Here is an 18,436-nt window from a genome sequence, read left to right as displayed (position 1 = left end):
ACGGCCGGCCGGAACTCACCGGGCGGCCCGATCCCGAGGAGTCATCATGCGCACACCAGTCACGATCATCGGCGCCGGACTCGGCGGCCTCACGCTGGCCCGCGTCCTGCACGTCCACGGAATCCCGGCCACGGTCTACGAGGCGGAGCCCTCCCCGTCGGCGCGCACGCAGGGCGGGATGCTCGACATCCACGACTACAACGGGCAGCTCGCCCTCGAGGCGGCCGGCCTGATGGACGAGTTCCGCTCCATCATCCTGGACGGCCGCCAGGCGATGCGGGTCATCGACCGGGACGGGACCGTCGTGTTCGAGGAGGCCGACGACGGCACGGGGGGCCGCCCCGAGGCGCTGCGCGGCGAGCTGCGACGGATACTGCTCGAATCGCTTCCGGCCGGCACCGTCCGATGGGGGCACAAGGTGAGCGGCGTCCGTGCCTTCGGCGATGACGGCTACGAGGTGACGTTCGCCGACGGCACCACCACCGTCACCGGCCTGCTGGTCGGCGCGGACGGCGCGTGGTCACGGGTGCGGCCGCTGCTCACCACCGCCACACCCGAGTACACCGGTACGTCGTGCGTCGAGACCTACCTGTACGAGGCCGACACCCGGCACCCCGCCGCCGCGAAGACGGTCGGCGGCGGGTCGATGATGGCGCCCTCACCGGGCAGGGAGATCTTCGCCCACCGGGAGAGCGGCGACACGCTGCACGTCTACGTGATGCTCAGCAGGCCGCAGGACTGGTTCGCCGCCATCGACTTCACCGATGCCGCCGCGGCCGCCGCACGTATCGCGCAGGAGTTCGGCGGCTGGGCACCGGAGCTCACCTCGCTGATCACCGACGGCGACACCGCGCCGGTTCTGCGCTCCTTCCACGCCCTGCCGGCCGAGCTCAGGTGGGACCGGGTGCCGGGGGTGACCCTGCTCGGCGACGCCGCCCACCTCCAAGCCCCGAACGGCGAAGGCGCCAACCTGGCCATGCTCGACGGTGCCGAACTCGGCAAGGCCCTCGCCGCGCACCCCGATGACATCGAGGCCGCGCTCACCGAGTACGAGCAGGCCATGTTCCCCCGCAGCGCCGAGGTGGCCACCTTTGAAGGTGCCGAGCTCAAGGGGATCGACTCCGACGACAACACAGCCCACGGCCTGCTCAACATGATCAACAAGAAGGGTCAATAGGCCGCGCAAGCCCCGGGTGGCGTACGCCGACGCGGTGTCGGAGTACGCCACCCTGGAGTAGGAGCTGAAGTGGGACGAGTTGCTGACCGGTCCCTCTCCCGCTACTTCGGGTCGCGGTTGAACAGCGACATGGACCAGAAGTAGCCGAGCAAGGTCAGCCCCACGCACCAGGCGACGGCCAGCCACCCGTTGTGGCCGATCTCGGTGCCCAGCAGCAGCCCGCGCAGCGTCTCGATGGCCGGGGTGAACGGCTGGTACTCGGCGATCGGCCGGAACCAGCCCGGCATCGTGTCGGCCGGGATGAAGGCGCTCGAGATGAGCGGCAGGAGGATCAGCGGCATGGCCGCGTTGCTGGCCGCCTCGGGGTTCGGGCTGGCCATGCCCATCCCGATCGCGATCCAGGTGAGCGCCAGGGCGAACAGCGCGAGCAGCCCGAATGCCGCCACCCACTCCAGGACGGTGGCGTCCGTGGACCGGAAGCCGATGGCCACGCCGACGGCACCGACGAGGACCACACTGGCAATCGACTGCAGCACGCTGCCGACGACATGCCCGATGATCACAGAGCCGCGGTAGACCGCCATCGTGCGGAAGCGGGCGATGAGGCCCTCGGCCATGTCCATCGAGACGTACACCGCGGCCCCGATCACGGTGCTGCCGATGGTCATCATCAGGATGCCCGGAACGATATAGGCGATGTACTCGGAGCGGTCCGCGCCGCCGCCACCGATGCCCGCGCTCATCACGTCGCCGAAGATGTAGACGAAGAGCAGCAGCATCATGATCGGCGTGAGCAGCAGGTTCAGGGTTCCGGACGGGTAGCGCCACGCGTGCAGCAGATTGCGGCGCAGCATCGTGTTCGAGTCGCGGACGGCGAGGGAGAGGGCGCTCATCGGACGTTCTCCTTGCGCTGGTTGGGGACGTCGGCCGGGCCGGTCAGGGCGAAGAACACGTCGTCGAGGTCGGGGGTGTGCACGGTCAGCCCGTCCGCCTCGATGCCGGCCGTGTCCAGCCAGTCGAGGATGGAGCGCAGTTCGCGCTGGCTGCCGTCGCTGGGGATCTGCAGGGACAGGGCTTCGTCGTCGCCGGTGGCCTCGCGCAGTGTGGCGGCGGCACTCTGGTACGCGCCAGGGTCGGTGAAGCGGAGCCGCACGTGTCCCCCGGGGACCAGCCGCTTCAACTGCTCCGCGGTGCCCTCGGCGGCGATCTTGCCGTCGTTCAGCACGGCGATACGGTCGGCGAGTTCGTCGGCCTCGTCCAGGTGCTGGGTGGTGAGGAAGACGGTGACGCCGCCGGAGACGAGCTCGCGGATGATCTGCCACATGGTGTGCCGGGAGCGCGGGTCGAGGCCGGTGGTGGGTTCGTCGAGGAAGATGATGCGCGGGTTGCCGACCAGGGTCATGGCGATGTCCAGGCGGCGTTTCATGCCGCCGGAGTAGGTGGAGGCGGGCTTCTTCGCGGCCGCGACGAGGTCGAAGCGCTCCAGCAACTCGGCCGTGACCTGCCGTCCCTCGTGCTTGGAGAGGTGGTGCAGGTCTGCCATGAGGAGCATGTTCTCCTCGCCGGTGATCAGCCCGTCGACGGCGGAGAACTGCCCGGTCACCCCGATCGCGGCACGTACCCCGTCCGGTGAGGTGGCGATGTCGTGGCCGGCGACCCGGGCCTGGCCGCCGTCGGCGGTGATGAGGGTGGACAGGATCTTCACGGCGGTGGTCTTGCCGGCACCGTTCGGGCCGAGCAGCGCGAACACCGAGCCGGCGGGGATGTGCAGATCGATGCCGTCGAGGACGGTCTTGTCCCCGTACGACTTGCGCAGACCGACGGTGGAGATGGCGGCCGACGGCTGCGCACCGTCGGCACCGTCGCCGCGCCTGGATGTGGGCATGACAGATGAAGGCATGGAGGAGCCCTCCCGCTGGAAACCTGAAGTGGCTGATGAAGTAAGTGAGTTGGGGCCGGTTCTTCTGTGGTGCGGGGCCCAGCCCTGGGTGACGTCGAGCCATACGGCGGCGCCCACAGCGATGCCGGCCTCCAGATCCCCCCAGATCACCGAACGCGGTGCCGAGAACGACCGAACCGCGGGCCACTGGGCCGAGGCGAATGCTGCCGTCGGACGTCGAAGTCCAGATCGAGAAACCGGCGGCCTTGGTGTGATCGAAAGGCCGCCGCCATGTCCGCTATATCGTCGGCTATATCGTCCGCTATTTCGTCGGCGGATTCTCCGGCGCCCGCCGCGACGGGCTGAGCGCCCGGGGCCGTGACGGTGTTACTCGCAGAACACCTGCACCTTGGAGTCGGGGTCGTCGATGTCGATCTTGACGTCGTCGAGATGCTCGATGAGCTCCTCGAGGTGCTGCGGCTTGAGCTCGCCGAGGTCGATCGGCACCCCTGCCTTGCTCAGCTCCGCGTTGACCTTGGTGACCGCCTGCGGAGGGATAAGGCTCGTGAGCCGGACCCCGGCGCGCAGCAGTTGTAGTGGGATCTGGACATTGACACGGCTTGACCCCTCGCCGGAGCCGTCCGCCGCGTCCACCACCACCCGCAGGTACTTGGGCCGGGCTTTCGGACGGGATACGGCCCCCGGCGGCGACTCGGGCTGTTGTCGTTCCAGGGCGTCGATCAGCCGCTCCGCCTCAGCCGCGGTGATCTTGCCATCGGCCAGCATCTCCAGGATCTGGCGGCGCTGCTCGTTCATTGCTGCTCCCTGCTCCTCTGACTCATCTGACGCTCACCAGGAAGGCCGTTCGACCCTCCTCGTACTCGAACCGGGTGCCGGGCAGCGCCCACAGCAGTCGCCCCAACCCCCGCAGCGCGCCCAGCGGGCTCACCTTCACCCGGGTGACGCGGCATGCGATCACTCCGCCCAGTACGGCGAGCAGCAGCAGCGGCGACAGCACCAGCACCACCGGCACGACAGGGACGTACAGCCGCCGTCGGCGGCCGTCGGACCGGCGATAGCGCACCGTCACCAGCTGCGGGATCAACGGGTCTGCTCCAGCTCGGCCAGCGCCTCCTGGGCGCTGATCTCCCCCCGCTGCAGGCGGTCGATGACATCGGCGCTGGTGGGTGCCGGGTTGGTATCGACGAAGTCGAGGTGCTCGGCGATCCGCTTCAGCCGGGACTTGATCGTCGGGTAGCTCACCCCGAAGATCCGCTCCATCTCCTTGATCGAACCGTGCGACCGTACGAACGCGGCGATGAACACCTGGTCGTCGATGCCGAGCTGGGCCAGCTGCGGCGGCTCGAACTGCCCCTCGACCACGACGCCGCTGTCGGCGAGGCGGACCCGTTCGACCACGAACGGCTGTCCGCGCGTCAGGTCCGTCAGCTCCTGCCAGTCCACCCTCGGCTCCCTTACCCTCGGTGACGCGCCTACCATTCATTTGTACCTTGAGATTCTTAAGATCGCAACGCGAGAACCTTAATTTTTTCAATCTCACCTTCGACGCGATCCCGATCGTCGCCGATCACGAGGGGCGCGGCACCTTAAAAAGGGCAAGATTCTCAATCACGACATCAGCGACATCCTCTTCCCCCACGCTCAGCAGCCAGTCCACGAACCGCCAGCCGTGCTCCTCCATGGGGCTCCGCTCAAACCTGGGCGCCGCAGGCCCGAAGTTCCGCTTCAGCCAGGCGAGGTACGCCTGGCGGGTGTCGAGGTACGTCTGGCGGGTGGGGGCGGGACCGTCGAGCTCTCCGTCTAGGAGGTCCCAGAACAGATCCCGCAGATTGTGCGCGACGACGTAGAGATCCCCCTCGTCGCCGAGGAAGAGGACGGGCAGCGTGGCGAGGTCCGCCCGGTCGTCGGACCGCCACAGCGCGTAAAGGGAACCGGATGTGGTGGCCTGGGCGAAGGGAATTACTCGGTCATCGAACTCCGAGTTCTCCCACTCCAGCCAGAATGATTTGTTGTACTCGCGCAGTTCGAAACCTGGCGAGTAGAAGTCCGTGCACTCATCATCGAACTCCTTGAGCAGATTCAGCTCAGGTATCGGTGAGTACGTGTCGCTCACGGGGCCGCCTCAGGAAGAGAACAGACAGATGGGTCCGACCCAACTTACCGTTCCTGGTCGGCGCTATGTTGCTACGACTACGGCGAGCCGGTCGGCACCGGCAAGTCGGCTCCGCGCGACGAGGAGGGCTGGGGCTGACGCAGGCTACGCCCTGCCCGTCAGCCACCACGCGAAGGGATCGGCCTCCGACAGCTCGGAATTGATCGCCTTCAAGCCCCTGGCGAAGTCATGGGCCAATTTTGAGAGCATCGCGACGAGCTCGCCGTGTTCCACGGTCTCGCATTCCGGGTCGGGAATCCAATCGGTCCGCGATTCGCACCGAATCACCGTGAGATTCCCGACCGGGCGAAAGGTCAAGGTCCTCTCGACACCTTGTGAGTACAGATCCACTACGACTTCACGCCGTTCGCGCACGCCCGCCAGCAGCGGTGGAAGTTGTTCCATGAACGTGGACATGTCGTACGCGACATCGAACGGCCACTCATCGGTCCCGAATCCACTGATGTGGAATGTGCTGCCACCGGCATCGGAGAGGGCGTCGCACGCCTCCATGACAAGGGTCTCGTAATCGTCGTCAAGCTCCGGACCCGGACTCGACCCCGGACTCGGACCCGGACCCGGACTCGCACTCGGACCCGGACTGGCTGGAGTGGGAGCTACCGCACCCGCCGATGGAGTGGCCGGATCGAACGACACGGAGAAGCCCACCGCTCCACCCTCCTGGTCCGGGCCGACGACGGGGTAAGCCGTCTTGTACAGCCCGTTCGGACTCGGGACGATGGTAGCCGCCCGCGCCGGGACGATACTGCCGCCCGCCAAGATGACCTGCCCCAATCCGTTCGGAATCCGCACCGACCTGGGTCCGGCCCCTTCGAGATGCACCTTCTTCAGGAACTCCGCGACGGCGTCGTTGTCCTGGCCCCGGAGACAGGGGACCGCATGCCGGTGGAATTTCGACGCGAAAGAGCCCGCCGGCGTGGTGCCGGCGGGCTCCGTTCAGTGCGCTAATCCCAGTTGCACTGGGTCCTCAGGGCCTCTGCGGAATCCCAGGGGATGTCCGCGCGCCAGGTTTCCAGATCCCAGGTCGGACCGCCGAAGTGCCCGCCCCCGGGACTGGGGAAGGCGAACGCCGCGTGGCAGTAGAGCTGCTTGGAGACAGAGTTGATCTCGGTCTGGGTGGCGTTCCGGAACAGGGGCGTGTTGGCCCACACCTGCCGCCAGTTTTCCTGCAGATCGTCGTCCGCGTCCTTGAATGCGGCGTCGGTCGGAGTGACATGGACGGAGCGCTTGCCGTTGCCCAGGTTGGTGTAGACCTCGGTCTGCTTTACCCACGGCTCGTTGGTCACACCGAGGTAGCCGACACACTCACTGTGGCAGGTCTCGAAGGCGTTGGCCTGGCCGGGGCTCCAGAGCAGGAACCGGTCGTTCTGGAAGCGCTGGCGTACGCCCGTGTTCTCGGCGAGATTGCCTCCGACTTTTACGGCGTCGTACTCGTCCGTCACCGGGTAGCCGAACGCGCCTCGCTCATACCCCCACTGCCCCCACAGCTCGCCGATACGCCCCCACACAGGGTGCGCCCCGTTCGACAGCGTCGGATGCCAGTAGACGGTGCCGCCCTGGAACTGCTGCCGCTTGCCGACGCCATCGGGGTTGGTGCGTTCGTCGTCGACCGGGTAGCCGAGCTTCCCGCGCTCGTAGCCGAGCGCGCCCCACTTGTCGCCGATCGCGCCCCATACGGGGTGCGCGTCGCTGGCGGCGGACCAGTAGATGGTGCCGCCCGCGAACTCCTGTCGCTTGCCGACGCCGTCGGGGTTGTCCAGTTCGATGTCTTTCGGACAGCCGAGCGGCCCTGTCTCGCGGCCCAGCTCGTCGTACTTGGCGAGGATCGCTCCGCCGACCTGCTTGCCGCAGGCGTCGTCCGCGGCCGCCGGAGACGCCTGAACCGTCAGGGCGGCGAGGGAGGCCAGGGCGACAACCACGCCCTTGACCAGGGCAGCATTTCGCCGTAACGGTCGAGTCGACACTTCCACGATCGGTTCCTCTCAGTAGTCGGTCATTGGTGGCCGGCCGTGTCAAACGGCGCGGACGAACTGCATTTCGACCGACGCGAGGAAGGGTTGGACCCCGACGCATTGCCAGCCCACCGCCTCGATGGCGGAGACGAGTTCGTCCACGGCGCCGCGAATCTTTCTCATGGAGGGGTTGGCGCGTGGATTGATGTCGATGACGGCCTCGAATGTGAAATCGCCCCGATTGAAGGCGAACCTGGCGTCGGAGACGACTCTGTTCACATGCCGTCTTTTCATCCCAGCCATGGACCCCACGCTTCCGGCGGTACTCAGTCGTGTCTTGCCAACCATCGCCGCAGGCGCTGCAATGCAGATGAAATTTCGATGATGCGGGGGGCGGAGGCTTCGAGGTGGACGGGGGAACGCCTCAGGGGCGACCGCAGCGGCTACGGATCGCGGTGCTCGGGCCCGTCCGGGCCTGGCGGAACGGTACGCCGCTGGATCTGGGGCCGGTGCGGCGGCAGGCGGTGCTCAGCGCGCTGGTGCTGCGGCCGGGCGTATTGGTGAGCCATGAGCAGTTGCTGGACGGGGTGTGGGGGTCAAGCCCGCCGAAGTCCGGCCGCCGGGTGCTTCCAAGCTATGTCTACCCGCTGCGAAAGGCGCTCGACGCGGGAAGCGGGCAGGAGCAGTCGGTCATCCGCAGCGACCGGGGCGGATACCGTTTCGTCGCCGACGGGGTCCGGCTCGATGTGGCCGAGCTGGCCGAGCGGGCCGACGAGGCACAGCGCGCAAAGGCATCCGGCGATCTGGCCGCCGCCGCGGACGGGTTCTCGCAGGCGCTGGCCCTGTTCCGGGGCGAACCCCTGGCCGGGCTGCCGGGCCCGTTCACGCAGGTCGAGCGGCGGCGGCTGGCCGAGCGTCAGCGCAAGCTCCAGCTGGAGCGGCTGGAATGCCTGGTGCTGCTGGACCGGTCCGGCGAAGCCCTGGACGACCTCGCCGCGCTGTCCGTCTCCGATCCGTACGACGAGTCGCTGCTGGCGCTGCGTATGCGCGCGCTGTACGGCAGCGAACGACAGGCGGAGGCGCTGAACGCCTTCCAGGCCATGCGCGAGCGGCTGCGCGACGAACTCGGGGTCGATCCCGGCAAGGAGTTGCACCGGGTGCACGAGGCGGTGCTGCGCCGGGACGACGCGTACCTCCTCGGGCGCGAGCCGGTACACGAGCCGGCAGGGACGCCCGTACGGGATCCGGTAGGCGAGCCGGCAGGGACGCCAGTACGGGTTCCCGTACGCGAGCCCATACGGGAACCCGTACGCGAGCCGGCACAGGAGCCCGTACGACGCCCCGCCGCTCCGCCCGTCCAGCCCCGCCCCCACCGCCCCGCGGTCAATGAACTGCCGGGCGACGCGGGCCACCTCATCGGCCGGAAGCCCGAACTGGCCCTGCTGACCGCCCCACTTCCGCCCGACTCCATGGCGATCGTGACGGTGGACGGCCCCGCCGGGGTCGGCAAGACCGCCCTCGTCGTCCGCGCGGCCCAGAGCCTGCGCGCCCACTACCCCGACGGCTGCCTGTTCGTGGATCTGCGCGCACACAGCACAGGAGGGCGGCACAAGCTGGCGCCGCAGCGCGTGCTGCGCCGGTTGCTGCGCTCGCTCGGCGCGGCCGACAGCGAGGTGCCGAACGACCTCGACGAACTCACCGCCGCCTGGCGCGCCGCGACCAGCTCGCTGCGGCTGCTGCTCGTACTCGACGACGCCCTGGGTACGCGGCAGATCCGGCCGCTGCTGCCCGCCGGCCCCGGCAGCCTGGTGCTCGTGGCCGGTCGACGGCGGCTGCCCGGCCTGGACGCCGATCGGCGGGTCACCCTGGAGCCCCTGGAGACGGGCGCCGCGGTGTCCCTGCTCCGGCACATCGTCGGCGAGGACCGCGCGGACCGGGAGCCGGACGCGACGCATGAGCTGGCGCGGCTGTGCGACGGGCTGCCGCTGGCGCTGCGTATCGCCGGGACGCGGCTGCAGACCCGCCCCGCCTGGACGCTGGCGTATCTGGTGGACCGTATGGCGGGCGACGAGCACCGCCTCGGCGAGCTGAGCGCCGGGGACCGCAGCGTGGAGGCGGCCTTCCGCCTGTCGTACGACCAGCTGACGCCGGAGCAGCAGCGCGGGTTCCGCACCCTGGGGGTGGCGCCGACCGTCGAGTTCGATCTGCTGCTGGCCGCCGCCATGCTGGACCGGCCGTCCCGCGAGGCCGAGCGGACGCTGGAGAGCCTGGTCGATACGAGCCTCCTCCAGCAGCCCCGCCCCGGCCGCTACCGACTGCACGATCTGGTCCGGGCGCATGCCCGCCGGCTCGCGGAAGCCGCCCCCGCAGAAGCCGCCGAAGCCGCCGCGGCACGCACCGCCGCGCTCCGCCTCTTCCTGGACGCGGGCCGGATCACCAGCGACTGGGGCCCCCGCGGCTTCCCCACCGGCCCGCGGCCCGCCCAAGCGCCGTTCGCAGGCTGGAAGGACGCGGAAGCCTGGCTGGACGCGGCCAGCGCGGAACTCGCCGACGTCGTCGGCCACGCCGCCGCGCTCGGCGAAGCCGACTACGCCTGCTGGATCGCCGAGGCCCTGACCGACCACTTCCTGGGCCGGGGCCGCTACCACGAATGCCGTACGGCCCTCGAAACCGCGCTCGCGCACGCGGACCGGGCCGGCGACCAGCGGATGGCCCTCGCGCTGCGCAACTGCCTGGGCATCGTCGACGTCTACCAGGGCCGCTACCCGCAGGCGCACGCCTGGTTCACCGAAGCCCTCGACGTCAGCCGCCGCCGTGCGGACCGCCGCGAAGAGGCCCGTGCGCTGGGCGGCCTGGCCGCCGCCGAGCTGAACCTGGGCCGGGCCGACCAGGCGATCCCCCATCTCACCGCGGCGGTGGAGCTGTCCCGGCAGCTCGCCGACGACTGGCTGATCTCGATGGGCCTGTGCCTCCTCGGCGCCGTCCACCACCTCCAGGGCCGGAACGAGGAAGCGCTGCTCGCCTTCGACGGCGCCCACACCCACGCCAAGGCGAACGGCAGACCCCGCATGCTCAGCCGAGTCCTGGCCCTCGCCGCCGACGTCCACGTCGGCCTGGGCGACTACGGCGAGGCCACGGCCCTGCTCCGCCGGGCGGCCGACCTGGTCGAACAGGCCGGGGACATCTTCATGCACGCCCTCGCCCTGACCCGCCTGGGTACGGCGGAGCAGGGCGCGGGAAACCTGAACGCCGCCATAGCCCTCCACCACCAGGCGCTCTCCCAGCACCAGGAGCTGGACCCGCTCACCGAACCCCACTACGACCGGATCGAGATGGACATCCGATGCCGCCTGGGCCGCGCGTACGTGGCGGTGGGCCGCGTCGCCGAGGCACGCGAGCAGTTCCGGATGGCGCTGGGCGTGCCGGGGGCCGCGGCGCACCCGGCGGAGCGGGCACAGGCGCTCGCGGGTCTCGATGAATGCGAGGTCTCGTAGCACTCCAGTCCGGCGCGCCGGCGAGCAATGGCGAGCAATGGCCAAAGCGGTGAGATCGCTGCTCCATTCGAAGCAATTCCGATGCCAGGTCGAATATACGGATTAATCCCAAGGCATCGACTAAATTCATGAGACGTATAAACATACTGCGGTTCCTGCTGGGAGCAGTGCCCCTGGTAGCGACCCTGGCCCTGGCCCCTCCAGGTGCGAACGCCCTGGCAGCGAAAAGGGCGGGGAAGGCGGTGGCCTCCGAGAACGTCTGCAGCCCCGCGCCGGATACCGTCACATGTCTGGCCGAGCTGCGGACGGACATTCCGGCGGTCACGAGCTCGCCGCCGGACAGCGACAACCCGCCCGTCCCCGGCTACCACCCTCGCGACATTCAAAGCGCATACCAACTGCCCCGTAACGGCGGCTATGGGCGGACAGTGGCGATTGTCAGCGCGTTCGACAATCCCAACGCCGAAAGCGACCTGGCGGTCTATCGCCGTACGTTCCACCTCCCGCCGTGCACCACCGCCAATGGCTGCTTCCGGAAGATCAACCAGAACGGCGGCAGCACACCGCCACCACTCACCGATCCCGGTTGGGCGACCGAGACCGCCGTCGACATCGAGGCTGTCAGCGCTGCCTGCCCCCGCTGCAGAATCCTGCTCGTCGAGGCAGACACCAACTCCCTCAGCAACATGCTCACGGCGGTGACGCAAGCCCGTACCCAGGGCGCGAAGTTCATCTCCATGAGTTGGGGCCTTCCGGAGGACCCCGGACAACTCGCCCTCGACCAGACCTACTTCAACTTTCCCGGCATCGCCTTCGTCGCCGCCGCCGGCAACGGCGGCTACTCCGGCTTCTTCTATCCCGCGGCTTCCCAGTACGTCACCGCTGCCGGGGGTACCACGCTGGACCGCTCGCTCCGGCGGGTGCCGGGACCCCAGGCGAAGCGTTCCGGCTGGTACGAGAGCGCCTGGAGCCGTTCCGGCTCCGGCTGCTCCCAGATCCAGCCCAAGCCGCCGTTCCAGACCGACCCCGACTGCCCCATGCGCACCGTCGGCGACGTCTCCGCGCTCGCCGACCCGGCCACCGGCTTCGCCTTCTACTCCACGTTCAGCTCCCCGGGCTGGAGGGTGATCGGCGGCACCAGTGTGTCCACCGCGCTGATCGCCGCAATGTACGCGCTGGCGGGAAACCCGGGCCCGGCGGACCGCCCGAACTCCTACCCGTACGCCCACCGCCGGGCGTTCTGGGATATCGACCAGGGATCCACGGGCTCCTGCGGCGGCAGCTACCTCTGCACCGCCAAGATCGGGTACGACGGCCCGACCGGCATCGGCACCCCCCGAGGAGTCCTCGGCCTGCGGCGCTGAGCCAAGCCTCCAGGCGGTCCCGTCCCTGGATGACCACCGTCTCTGGATGACCAACCAGGCCCAGGTCGCCGACCTGGGCCTGTGTCATGAAGGCGGCCCCATGCACTCAGCGGCAGTCAGCCGCGTCTGACCGCTGACGGCTGACGGCTGACGGCTGACGGCTCAGGCCCGCTGCGGGGCACCGTTACCGCACGTCATCTGGCAGACTGCGCTCGGCTCGCCACGGCCAACTCGGTGCAGACGTGGTGGACATGGGGCTCGGGAGACGACACCGGGGCCGGAAAGGACGCTGATGGACGACCTGCTCCCGGCAGACCCCGACCGGATCGGCCCCTACGTCCTGGAGGGGCGGCTCGGCGCCGGTGGCATGGGACAGATCTACCTCGGCAGGTCTCCCGGCGGTCGCCACGTCGCGGTCAAAGTCATCCGCCCCGAGCACGCCAGGAATCCGCAGTTCCGCCGCCGCTTCGCCCGAGAGGTCGAGGCCGCACGGGCGGTCGGCGGCTTCCACACCGCACAGGTCATCGCCGCCGACCCCGACGCGACCTCCCCATGGCTGGCCACGGCGTACATCCCCGGCCCCTCCCTGCACGAGGTCGTCACCACGGACGGCCCGCTCGCCCCGGACGCCCTGCGCGCCCTGGGCGCCGGGCTCGCCGAGGGACTGGCGGCAATCCACGGCTGCGGACTGGTGCACCGCGATCTGAAGCCCAGCAACGTCATCATGGCGGCCGACGGGCCACGCATCATCGACTTCGGCATCGCCCGGTCCGTGGACGCCAGCGCGCTGACATCCCTGGGCGTGGTCATCGGCACGTTCGCGTTCATGTCGCCGGAGCAGGTACGCGCGGACCAAGCCGGGCCCGCGAGCGATGTGTTCTCGCTCGGCGCCATCCTGGGCTTCGCGGCCACGGGGCGCGGCCCCTTCGACGCGGAGACCATTCCCGCGATCGTGCACCGGATCATCAGCGAACCGCCCCGGCTCGGAGACCTGTCGGGGCCTCTCCGGGAAACCATCGAGGCGTGTCTCGCCAAGGATCCGGACGATCGGCCCGCCATCACGGACGTCCTGGCCACGCTGGCCCCGGACAGCCCGGACAGCCCGGACAGCCGGCACAGTCCGGACAGCCAGGTCACCGAAGTCGTGGACAGCAGGATGCCGTTCGCGGCGCTCGACACCACGCCGGCCGTCCGGACACCGACGGCCGCGCAGTCACCGACGGCCGTGCAGACCGACCCCGCGCGGCCGAGCCGCCGCGCGCTCCTGGGCCTGGCCGGGGGCGCGGCTGCCCTGATCGGTGGTGGGGTGATCGCCGCAACGCGCTTCGGCGGCGGTGGCGATGGCGGCAGCAAGGGCACAGGCTCGGACTCGGTGCCGAAGATCGGCGACGTGGCGGAAGCGCGTCCGCTGTGGCGGAGCAGCGTCCCGAGAATCGACTCACTCATCGCGTACGAGGGCGGCGTCCTGTGGATGGGGGCTCGGCCCGACCCGGACGAGTCCGCCGAAGCGGTCTGGAGCTTCGACACCGCGGGAAACCCGCGCTGGAAGCTGCCGCTGCTGGGCCTGGACGTCCTCGGGACCAGGGGAGTCTGCGCCGGTGTGATCCGCGAGGGGACGCTCTATCTCGGCGCCGGGGGGTCGCTCCCCGTCGATCCCGCGAGCGATGCGGACGCACAGGTGGTCGCCGTGGATCTCGCGAGAGGGAAGCGGGCATGGTCGGCGCCCGTCGCCCGGCACCCGTTTTACGTCGGCTCGATATCCGGTGGGCGGGACGGGATCGTCTACACCACCGGCAGCACGATCGAAAGAGGAAACTTCAACATGGTCTGGGCGGTGGACATCGCGTCGCGCCGCAAGATCTGGGAGCGCGACTTCGACAAGTCCGCCGGATTCGCCACCGTGGTCGTGCCGCCCTCCGGAAACCGGGTGTTTCGCCTGCTCTCCACATACGGCAGCGGACGGCAGGCTCAACTCCAGGTGCTCGACGCCCGGAAGAAGGGCGCTCCGGGATGGACGACGCCTCTGCCCGAGGCCATGGGCGATGTCAGCCAACTCCCCAACCTGTGCGCGGCGGGCGGCACCCTCATCTACGCGGCCGACCGTCTGATCGCCTTCGACCCCGCCACCGGAAACCGCATCTGGACCAAAATGCAGCCCGCGAAAGGGTACGGAGGCTTCGGCATCCCGGCGGCGAATGCGAACGGCTCGCAGGTCTTCGTCACCACGCAGACCGCCGACGCCGCCGGGCGTACGACCTTGACGCTCCACGCGTTCGACCCCCGGTCCGGTGACGAGAAGTGGCGCTCTTCCGTGATCCCCGAAGGCAAGGTCGGCCTGGTGAATCTTCTGGTCGCCGACTCCACCGTCTATGTCCTGGTCGGCCAGCGGATCGCCACCGACGTGGGCTACTACTACGAGCCGGACGACGACTATCGGTGGCCGTTCATCTGGGCCGTGAACGCGGCGAACGGTAAGTCACGGTGGAGGTACAAGCCGTCGGAGACCTTCGAAGCCGCGGTCGGTTTCGGTCGGGTCTACGTCGCCATCGGAGACAGCATCACCGCGCTGTCGGCCACCGCGGCGGCGGGCCGCGCGGGCGATGTGCGCGAGTAGTCCCGACGCTGTCCAGGACGGCCAAGCCTGCACCGCCACGCGCGACGGGCACCGCATCGGCGAGCTGGCCCCACTGCGGCGCCGCAGGCGGTTCGCCCCGCGCGGCGAGTTCGCAGCCATGTCCCGCACCGCTCCCGAAATCTCGCTGGACGCCTTCCGCGCCGACCAGGACGCCACCACCGAGCAGGAGCCGGACGACCCCTGTGCCCGTTGAGTACCCGCAGGGACTTCTCGACACCAGCATGACGAGCCGCTGTGGTGATTCCCCCACCGACGGATAATGAGTACATGACAGCTTCCGGGCGGGCTTCCCTGTCGATGTCGATGTCGATCGTCCTTGCGCGTCGTAATCCCGCGTCACTCGCATACGACCTCGCTTCAGCCAAGGGGGCCATGTACCAACTCACAGATGCGCTAGGGGACTCCCGGACCTACCTCAATGGCAAGCGAACTGACAAAGCTCGCCGCCAAACGAAGAGAGTCGCGCGCCAATTGCGCCGCATCAGCCGTCGGTCCTACACAGGACGGTGCGAACCTGCCCGACGGCACAAACGGCTCGGCAGATACGTCAGCGTCCATGACCGCGATGCTCTCGATGACGGTGGCCTCAGGGCCGTCGCCAGGCAGCTCGCCCTCGTGGCCCGGCTGCTGCGGAAGTTCGAGCCCGGGTCCGGCGCCTCCATGGTGGTGCGGGACAGCTCAGGGGAGGGCACCGCATCCAGCATGGGTGAAATCGGTCATTCGCTTTCAACCGTACTCGCCAAGATCGTTGTCGACTTGACCGCTGCCGACCTCACTGACGTCGGGCCCGACCGGCTGCCCAGCGTAAATGCAATCTGGTCATCCGCCACTGTCTGGCCCTCCGGCGTCGCCGACCGGATACGCACCCCCTCTGAGGAGGTCGGCCCCGGCGTGTTCCTGGTGCGACTGCCTGTGTGAAGGGGTGTTCAGTCGGGATTTCATCAAGGCGCTTCCACGGCGCACTCCGCCCACACCGTCTTCCCGACCGGGTGACGAGGGGTCACCCCCCACCGCGTGGCCAACAGCTCCACGAGCAGCAGCCCGCGCCCCGTCTCGTCCTCCGCCGAGGGCGTCGGCGGCCTGACCGGAAGCCGGTCCTCGCGGGCGTCCGAGACCTCGATGCGAATGGTGCGCGTCGGCACTTCGACGGTGATGCGGACCCGGAAGTCCCGCCCGGGCACACCCCCGTGTCGTACGGCGTTGGACGCGAGTTCCGCCACCAACAGCGCCACGGTGCAGGACGTGTCCGAGGCGGGCGGATACCCCCACTCCCCCATGCGCCGCACGGCAAGCCGTCGGGCGAGCCGCGCCCCACGCGGTGTCGAGGGGAACTGCACGCCTTCGTCCGGGAGCGTGTTCGCCTTCAGCACGGTTGTTGTCCATTTCTGTCCATCGCTCTTTCGTACGATTCGCAGCGTGTGCGGATCGTGACTTTCCGTACTCAAGAGTCGCCTGGCGGGACTACGCTCAAAAGGCCGTAACGCATTACCTCTCACCCCGTAAGGAACGGAAGTGATGTTTTGGCCAAAGGTATTGATCCCCAGTCGTCCATGGCGGCTCTGTTCGGGTCGCAGGTACGCAGACTCCGGACGGCCGCGGGCCTGACCCAGGTGGAGCTGGGCGCGAAGACGCACGTGGTCGGCTCCCGGATCGCTCAAATCGAGCGAGCCTTGGGAGCGAAACCGACGTTCGAGCTGACGCAGAGGCTCGACACCGTCCTCGGGGCGGACGATCTGCTGATCGACATGTGGCCGTACGTGTACCGCGAGGCGTTCCCGGACTGGTCGCGGGCGTTCATGGCGTACGCGGAACGGGCGGTGTCGATCAGGGAGTACGCGGCACATGTCGTGCCCGGCCTGTTACAGACGGAGGACTACGCGAGGGCCGTCCTGAGCGTTGGTCTCTCGCTCACGGGAGAGGAGCATTTGAAGGAGCGGGTCGCCGCCCGTCTCGGTCGACAAAAGCGGCTCACGTCCCCCGACCGCCCCGACTTGTGGGTCGTCCTGGACGAGTCGGTGTTGAGACGCCCGATCGGCGGCGCGACCGTCATGCGGGAGCAGATGGCCCGGCTGCTGGAGGCAGCAGAGCAGCGCCACATCACCATCCAGGTGCTGCCGTTCGAGCAGGGCGAGCACGACGTGATGGGTGGCTCCATGACCGTGCTGACGTTGCCGGACGGCTCGGAGGTGGCCTACACGGAGGGTGCCCATTACGGCCAACTCGTCGAAGAACCAAGCGAAGTCAGACGTTTTGCGGTGACCTACGATCGGCTGCGGGCAGTATCTCTGCCCCCATACATGTCTCTCGGCATGATCCGATCCGTGATGGAGGGCAACCACCGTGGAGCGAGTGTCCCGTCCCGATCTGAACGGCGCCGCCTGGCGCAAAAGCAGCTACAGCAACCAGGAGGGTGGCAACTGCGTGGAGGTGGCCGACGGGATCCCCGGCGTCGTACCAGTCCGTGACAGCAAGAACCCTCAAGGCCCGGCGCTGCTCTTCCCCGCGACGTCCTGGGCGGTCTTCATAGCCAGACTGAAGACCGGCCACCGCCCCTGAGCCCACCGGGAGCCGGTCAAAGTCAGCCGTAGTCAGCGTTCGTGGCCCACCGGGTCCTCGTACGCGGGGCCCCGGTGGGCCACGAACTCCCCTAAAGAACCTGAGGAAAAGAACCCCCCACCTACCCTCCCTTCCCGCGCATCACCCGTACGGGTGACCGGCTTGCGGGTGTGGGATGCAGGCGGTTACGTTCGCCGCAACAACCCCAGACAGACGACGGCCCCCGGCCGGGACTGGCATCCCGAACGAGGGCCTGACCGATCAGGAAGCAGAACCTTCCCGATGGCTGACTCGCAGTCTAACGCGCATGCGCGCATCGACGCTGGAGCATCGACCTCCGGTGTGATCCACGTCCGTACCCGTCTCAGCGCCAACTTCACGGTGATCGCAAACGCCCTCGTACAGCGGCGCGGAAGCGCGGTCACGATCGGCGTGGCGGCCTACATCCTCTCGCTGCCGGATGGCGCACCCGTGAGCATCGCCGCACTGTGCGAGCACTTCACGGAGGGCGAGATCCTGATCTCGCGTGCGCTGCGTGAGTTGGAGGCCGCCGGTTATCTGGAGCGGCGCCGCGAGCGCGGGCCCGGCGGGCTGATCCGTACGCGTACGTACGTCCGCGACGTACCGCAACGGGGCCTGCTCACCCCGCCACCGCGTCCCCAACAACCCACCCCACCAGCGCCGGAGCCCACCCCCGCAGCCACTCCCCCGCCGCCGCTCGCCGAGGCCGACGAACAGGCCGTCGCCCTCCTCGCCTCGCTGCGGATCGCCGACCCACGGCTGATCCTCTCCAGGCGCGAAGTGGCCGAGCTGGCCCCGGCCGTCACGCAGTGGCTAGCGGCGGGCGTGGGCCCCAGGCAGATCACCGGCGCGCTCACCACCGGCCTCCCGGACCGCTTACTCGCCCGCCCAGCCCGCATCCTGGCCTGCCGCCTCAGCGACCCGCCCCTTGCCGTCCCTGAGTCCGCCGCTGGCGTGCCCCGGACATTGCCGGCCGATCCCCTGCCGTGGCAGACCTGCGACGGCTGCGAACGCGCCTTCCGCGCGGCGGAGCCGTCCCGCTGCCGCGACTGCAGAGAGCTGCCCGTGGCCTGCTGACCAGACAGCGGCCTTGGTAGTAGTCGTCGTCCTCGGACGAGTTCACGATGTACGGGCTCGGGCTTTTCACAGGTGTGCTGTGCGGTG

General features: G+C 69.0%; 19 protein-coding genes. 9 read left to right on the top strand and 10 right to left on the bottom strand.

Annotated elements, in window-relative coordinates; all coding sequences use genetic code 11:
- The first annotated feature begins 46 nt into the window (after positions 1-46).
- Entirely contained in the window at positions 47-1,177 is a 1,131-nt protein-coding gene (locus ACFV2X_RS36215) for an FAD-dependent oxidoreductase (RefSeq protein WP_385625007.1), read from the top strand.
- Between the two features lie 101 nt (positions 1,178-1,278).
- Here the strand turns inward: ACFV2X_RS36215 and ACFV2X_RS36210 are convergent, their stop codons facing one another.
- The 9 genes from ACFV2X_RS36210 to ACFV2X_RS36170 all read right to left on the bottom strand — a co-directional run bounded on the left by ACFV2X_RS36210 (position 1,279) and on the right by ACFV2X_RS36170 (position 7,505).
- A complete protein-coding gene (locus ACFV2X_RS36210; protein ID WP_385625004.1) occupies positions 1,279-2,070 on the bottom strand; it encodes an ABC transporter permease in 792 nt (263 codons plus the stop codon).
- Positions 2,067-3,062 (bottom strand): ATP-binding cassette domain-containing protein, encoded by a 996-nt coding sequence (locus tag ACFV2X_RS36205; protein WP_385625001.1) that lies wholly within the window; start codon positions 3,060-3,062, stop codon positions 2,067-2,069. The genes ACFV2X_RS36210 and ACFV2X_RS36205 overlap by 4 nt, the downstream gene beginning before the upstream one ends.
- A gap of 381 nt (positions 3,063-3,443) precedes the next feature.
- A complete protein-coding gene (locus ACFV2X_RS36200) occupies positions 3,444-3,872 on the bottom strand; it encodes a hypothetical protein (protein WP_089514559.1) in 429 nt (142 codons plus the stop codon).
- A 22-nt stretch (positions 3,873-3,894) separates the two neighbouring features.
- Positions 3,895-4,161: a hypothetical protein gene (locus ACFV2X_RS36195; protein ID WP_385624998.1), complete on the bottom strand. Its 267-nt coding sequence runs from the start codon at positions 4,159-4,161 to the stop codon at positions 3,895-3,897.
- Entirely contained in the window at positions 4,158-4,520 is a 363-nt protein-coding gene (locus ACFV2X_RS36190) for a DUF2089 domain-containing protein (protein WP_385624995.1), read from the bottom strand. Before ACFV2X_RS36190 ends, ACFV2X_RS36195 begins: the two co-directional genes overlap by 4 nt.
- Before the next feature lie 124 nt (positions 4,521-4,644).
- Entirely contained in the window at positions 4,645-5,190 is a 546-nt protein-coding gene (locus ACFV2X_RS36185) for a hypothetical protein (protein ID WP_385624992.1), read from the bottom strand.
- Between the two features lie 144 nt (positions 5,191-5,334).
- A complete protein-coding gene (locus ACFV2X_RS36180; protein WP_385624990.1) occupies positions 5,335-5,742 on the bottom strand; it encodes a hypothetical protein in 408 nt (135 codons plus the stop codon).
- A gap of 452 nt (positions 5,743-6,194) precedes the next feature.
- On the bottom strand, positions 6,195-7,220 hold the full coding sequence (locus ACFV2X_RS36175) for a DUF2599 domain-containing protein (RefSeq protein WP_385624987.1): 1,026 nt from the start codon (positions 7,218-7,220) through the stop codon (positions 6,195-6,197).
- A gap of 42 nt (positions 7,221-7,262) precedes the next feature.
- Positions 7,263-7,505 carry a hypothetical protein gene (locus tag ACFV2X_RS36170; protein ID WP_385624984.1) on the bottom strand — a complete coding sequence of 81 codons (243 nt, stop codon included), beginning with the start codon at positions 7,503-7,505 and terminating at the stop codon, positions 7,263-7,265.
- Between the two features lie 104 nt (positions 7,506-7,609).
- Here ACFV2X_RS36170 and ACFV2X_RS36165 point away from each other — a divergent pair, with 104 nt between their 5' ends.
- From ACFV2X_RS36165 to ACFV2X_RS36145, 5 genes are all read left to right on the top strand, one after another.
- Entirely contained in the window at positions 7,610-10,696 is a 3,087-nt protein-coding gene (locus ACFV2X_RS36165) for a BTAD domain-containing putative transcriptional regulator (protein WP_385624982.1), read from the top strand.
- A gap of 128 nt (positions 10,697-10,824) precedes the next feature.
- Positions 10,825-12,060 carry a S8 family serine peptidase gene (locus ACFV2X_RS36160; RefSeq protein ID WP_385624979.1) on the top strand — a complete coding sequence of 412 codons (1,236 nt, stop codon included), beginning with the start codon at positions 10,825-10,827 and terminating at the stop codon, positions 12,058-12,060.
- A gap of 292 nt (positions 12,061-12,352) precedes the next feature.
- A complete protein-coding gene (locus tag ACFV2X_RS36155; protein ID WP_385624976.1) occupies positions 12,353-14,674 on the top strand; it encodes a protein kinase in 2,322 nt (773 codons plus the stop codon).
- The gene (locus ACFV2X_RS36150) at positions 14,661-14,888 is read left to right on the top strand and encodes a prevent-host-death protein (RefSeq protein WP_385624973.1); all 228 of its coding nucleotides are present in this window, start codon (positions 14,661-14,663) and stop codon (positions 14,886-14,888) included. Before ACFV2X_RS36155 ends, ACFV2X_RS36150 begins: the two co-directional genes overlap by 14 nt.
- Positions 14,889-15,310: 422 nt before the next feature.
- Positions 15,311-15,613, top strand: a complete 303-nt coding sequence (locus tag ACFV2X_RS36145; protein ID WP_385624970.1) for a hypothetical protein — start codon at positions 15,311-15,313, stop codon at positions 15,611-15,613.
- A gap of 23 nt (positions 15,614-15,636) precedes the next feature.
- Here the strand turns inward: ACFV2X_RS36145 and ACFV2X_RS36140 are convergent, their stop codons facing one another.
- A complete protein-coding gene (locus ACFV2X_RS36140; protein WP_385624967.1) occupies positions 15,637-16,065 on the bottom strand; it encodes an ATP-binding protein in 429 nt (142 codons plus the stop codon).
- 180 nt (positions 16,066-16,245) lie between these two features.
- On the opposite strand from ACFV2X_RS36140, the gene ACFV2X_RS36135 reads away from it, so the two are divergent.
- The 3 genes from ACFV2X_RS36135 to ACFV2X_RS36125 all read left to right on the top strand — a co-directional run bounded on the left by ACFV2X_RS36135 (position 16,246) and on the right by ACFV2X_RS36125 (position 18,349).
- Positions 16,246-17,160, top strand: coding sequence for a Scr1 family TA system antitoxin-like transcriptional regulator (locus ACFV2X_RS36135; RefSeq protein ID WP_385624965.1), 915 nt, complete (start codon positions 16,246-16,248; stop codon positions 17,158-17,160).
- Entirely contained in the window at positions 17,117-17,251 is a 135-nt protein-coding gene (locus tag ACFV2X_RS36130; protein ID WP_385624963.1) for a DUF397 domain-containing protein, read from the top strand. The genes ACFV2X_RS36135 and ACFV2X_RS36130 overlap by 44 nt, the downstream gene beginning before the upstream one ends.
- A gap of 282 nt (positions 17,252-17,533) precedes the next feature.
- A complete protein-coding gene (locus ACFV2X_RS36125; RefSeq protein WP_385624961.1) occupies positions 17,534-18,349 on the top strand; it encodes a hypothetical protein in 816 nt (271 codons plus the stop codon).
- Positions 18,350-18,436 lie beyond the last annotated feature (87 nt).

The sequence above is a fragment of the Streptomyces sp. NPDC059679 genome (assembly GCF_042734105.1).
Lineage (GTDB): Bacteria > Actinomycetota > Actinomycetes > Streptomycetales > Streptomycetaceae > Streptomyces.
Note: the sequence above shows the minus strand (reverse complement) of the source record. Positions and strands in the feature narration are given on the sequence as shown.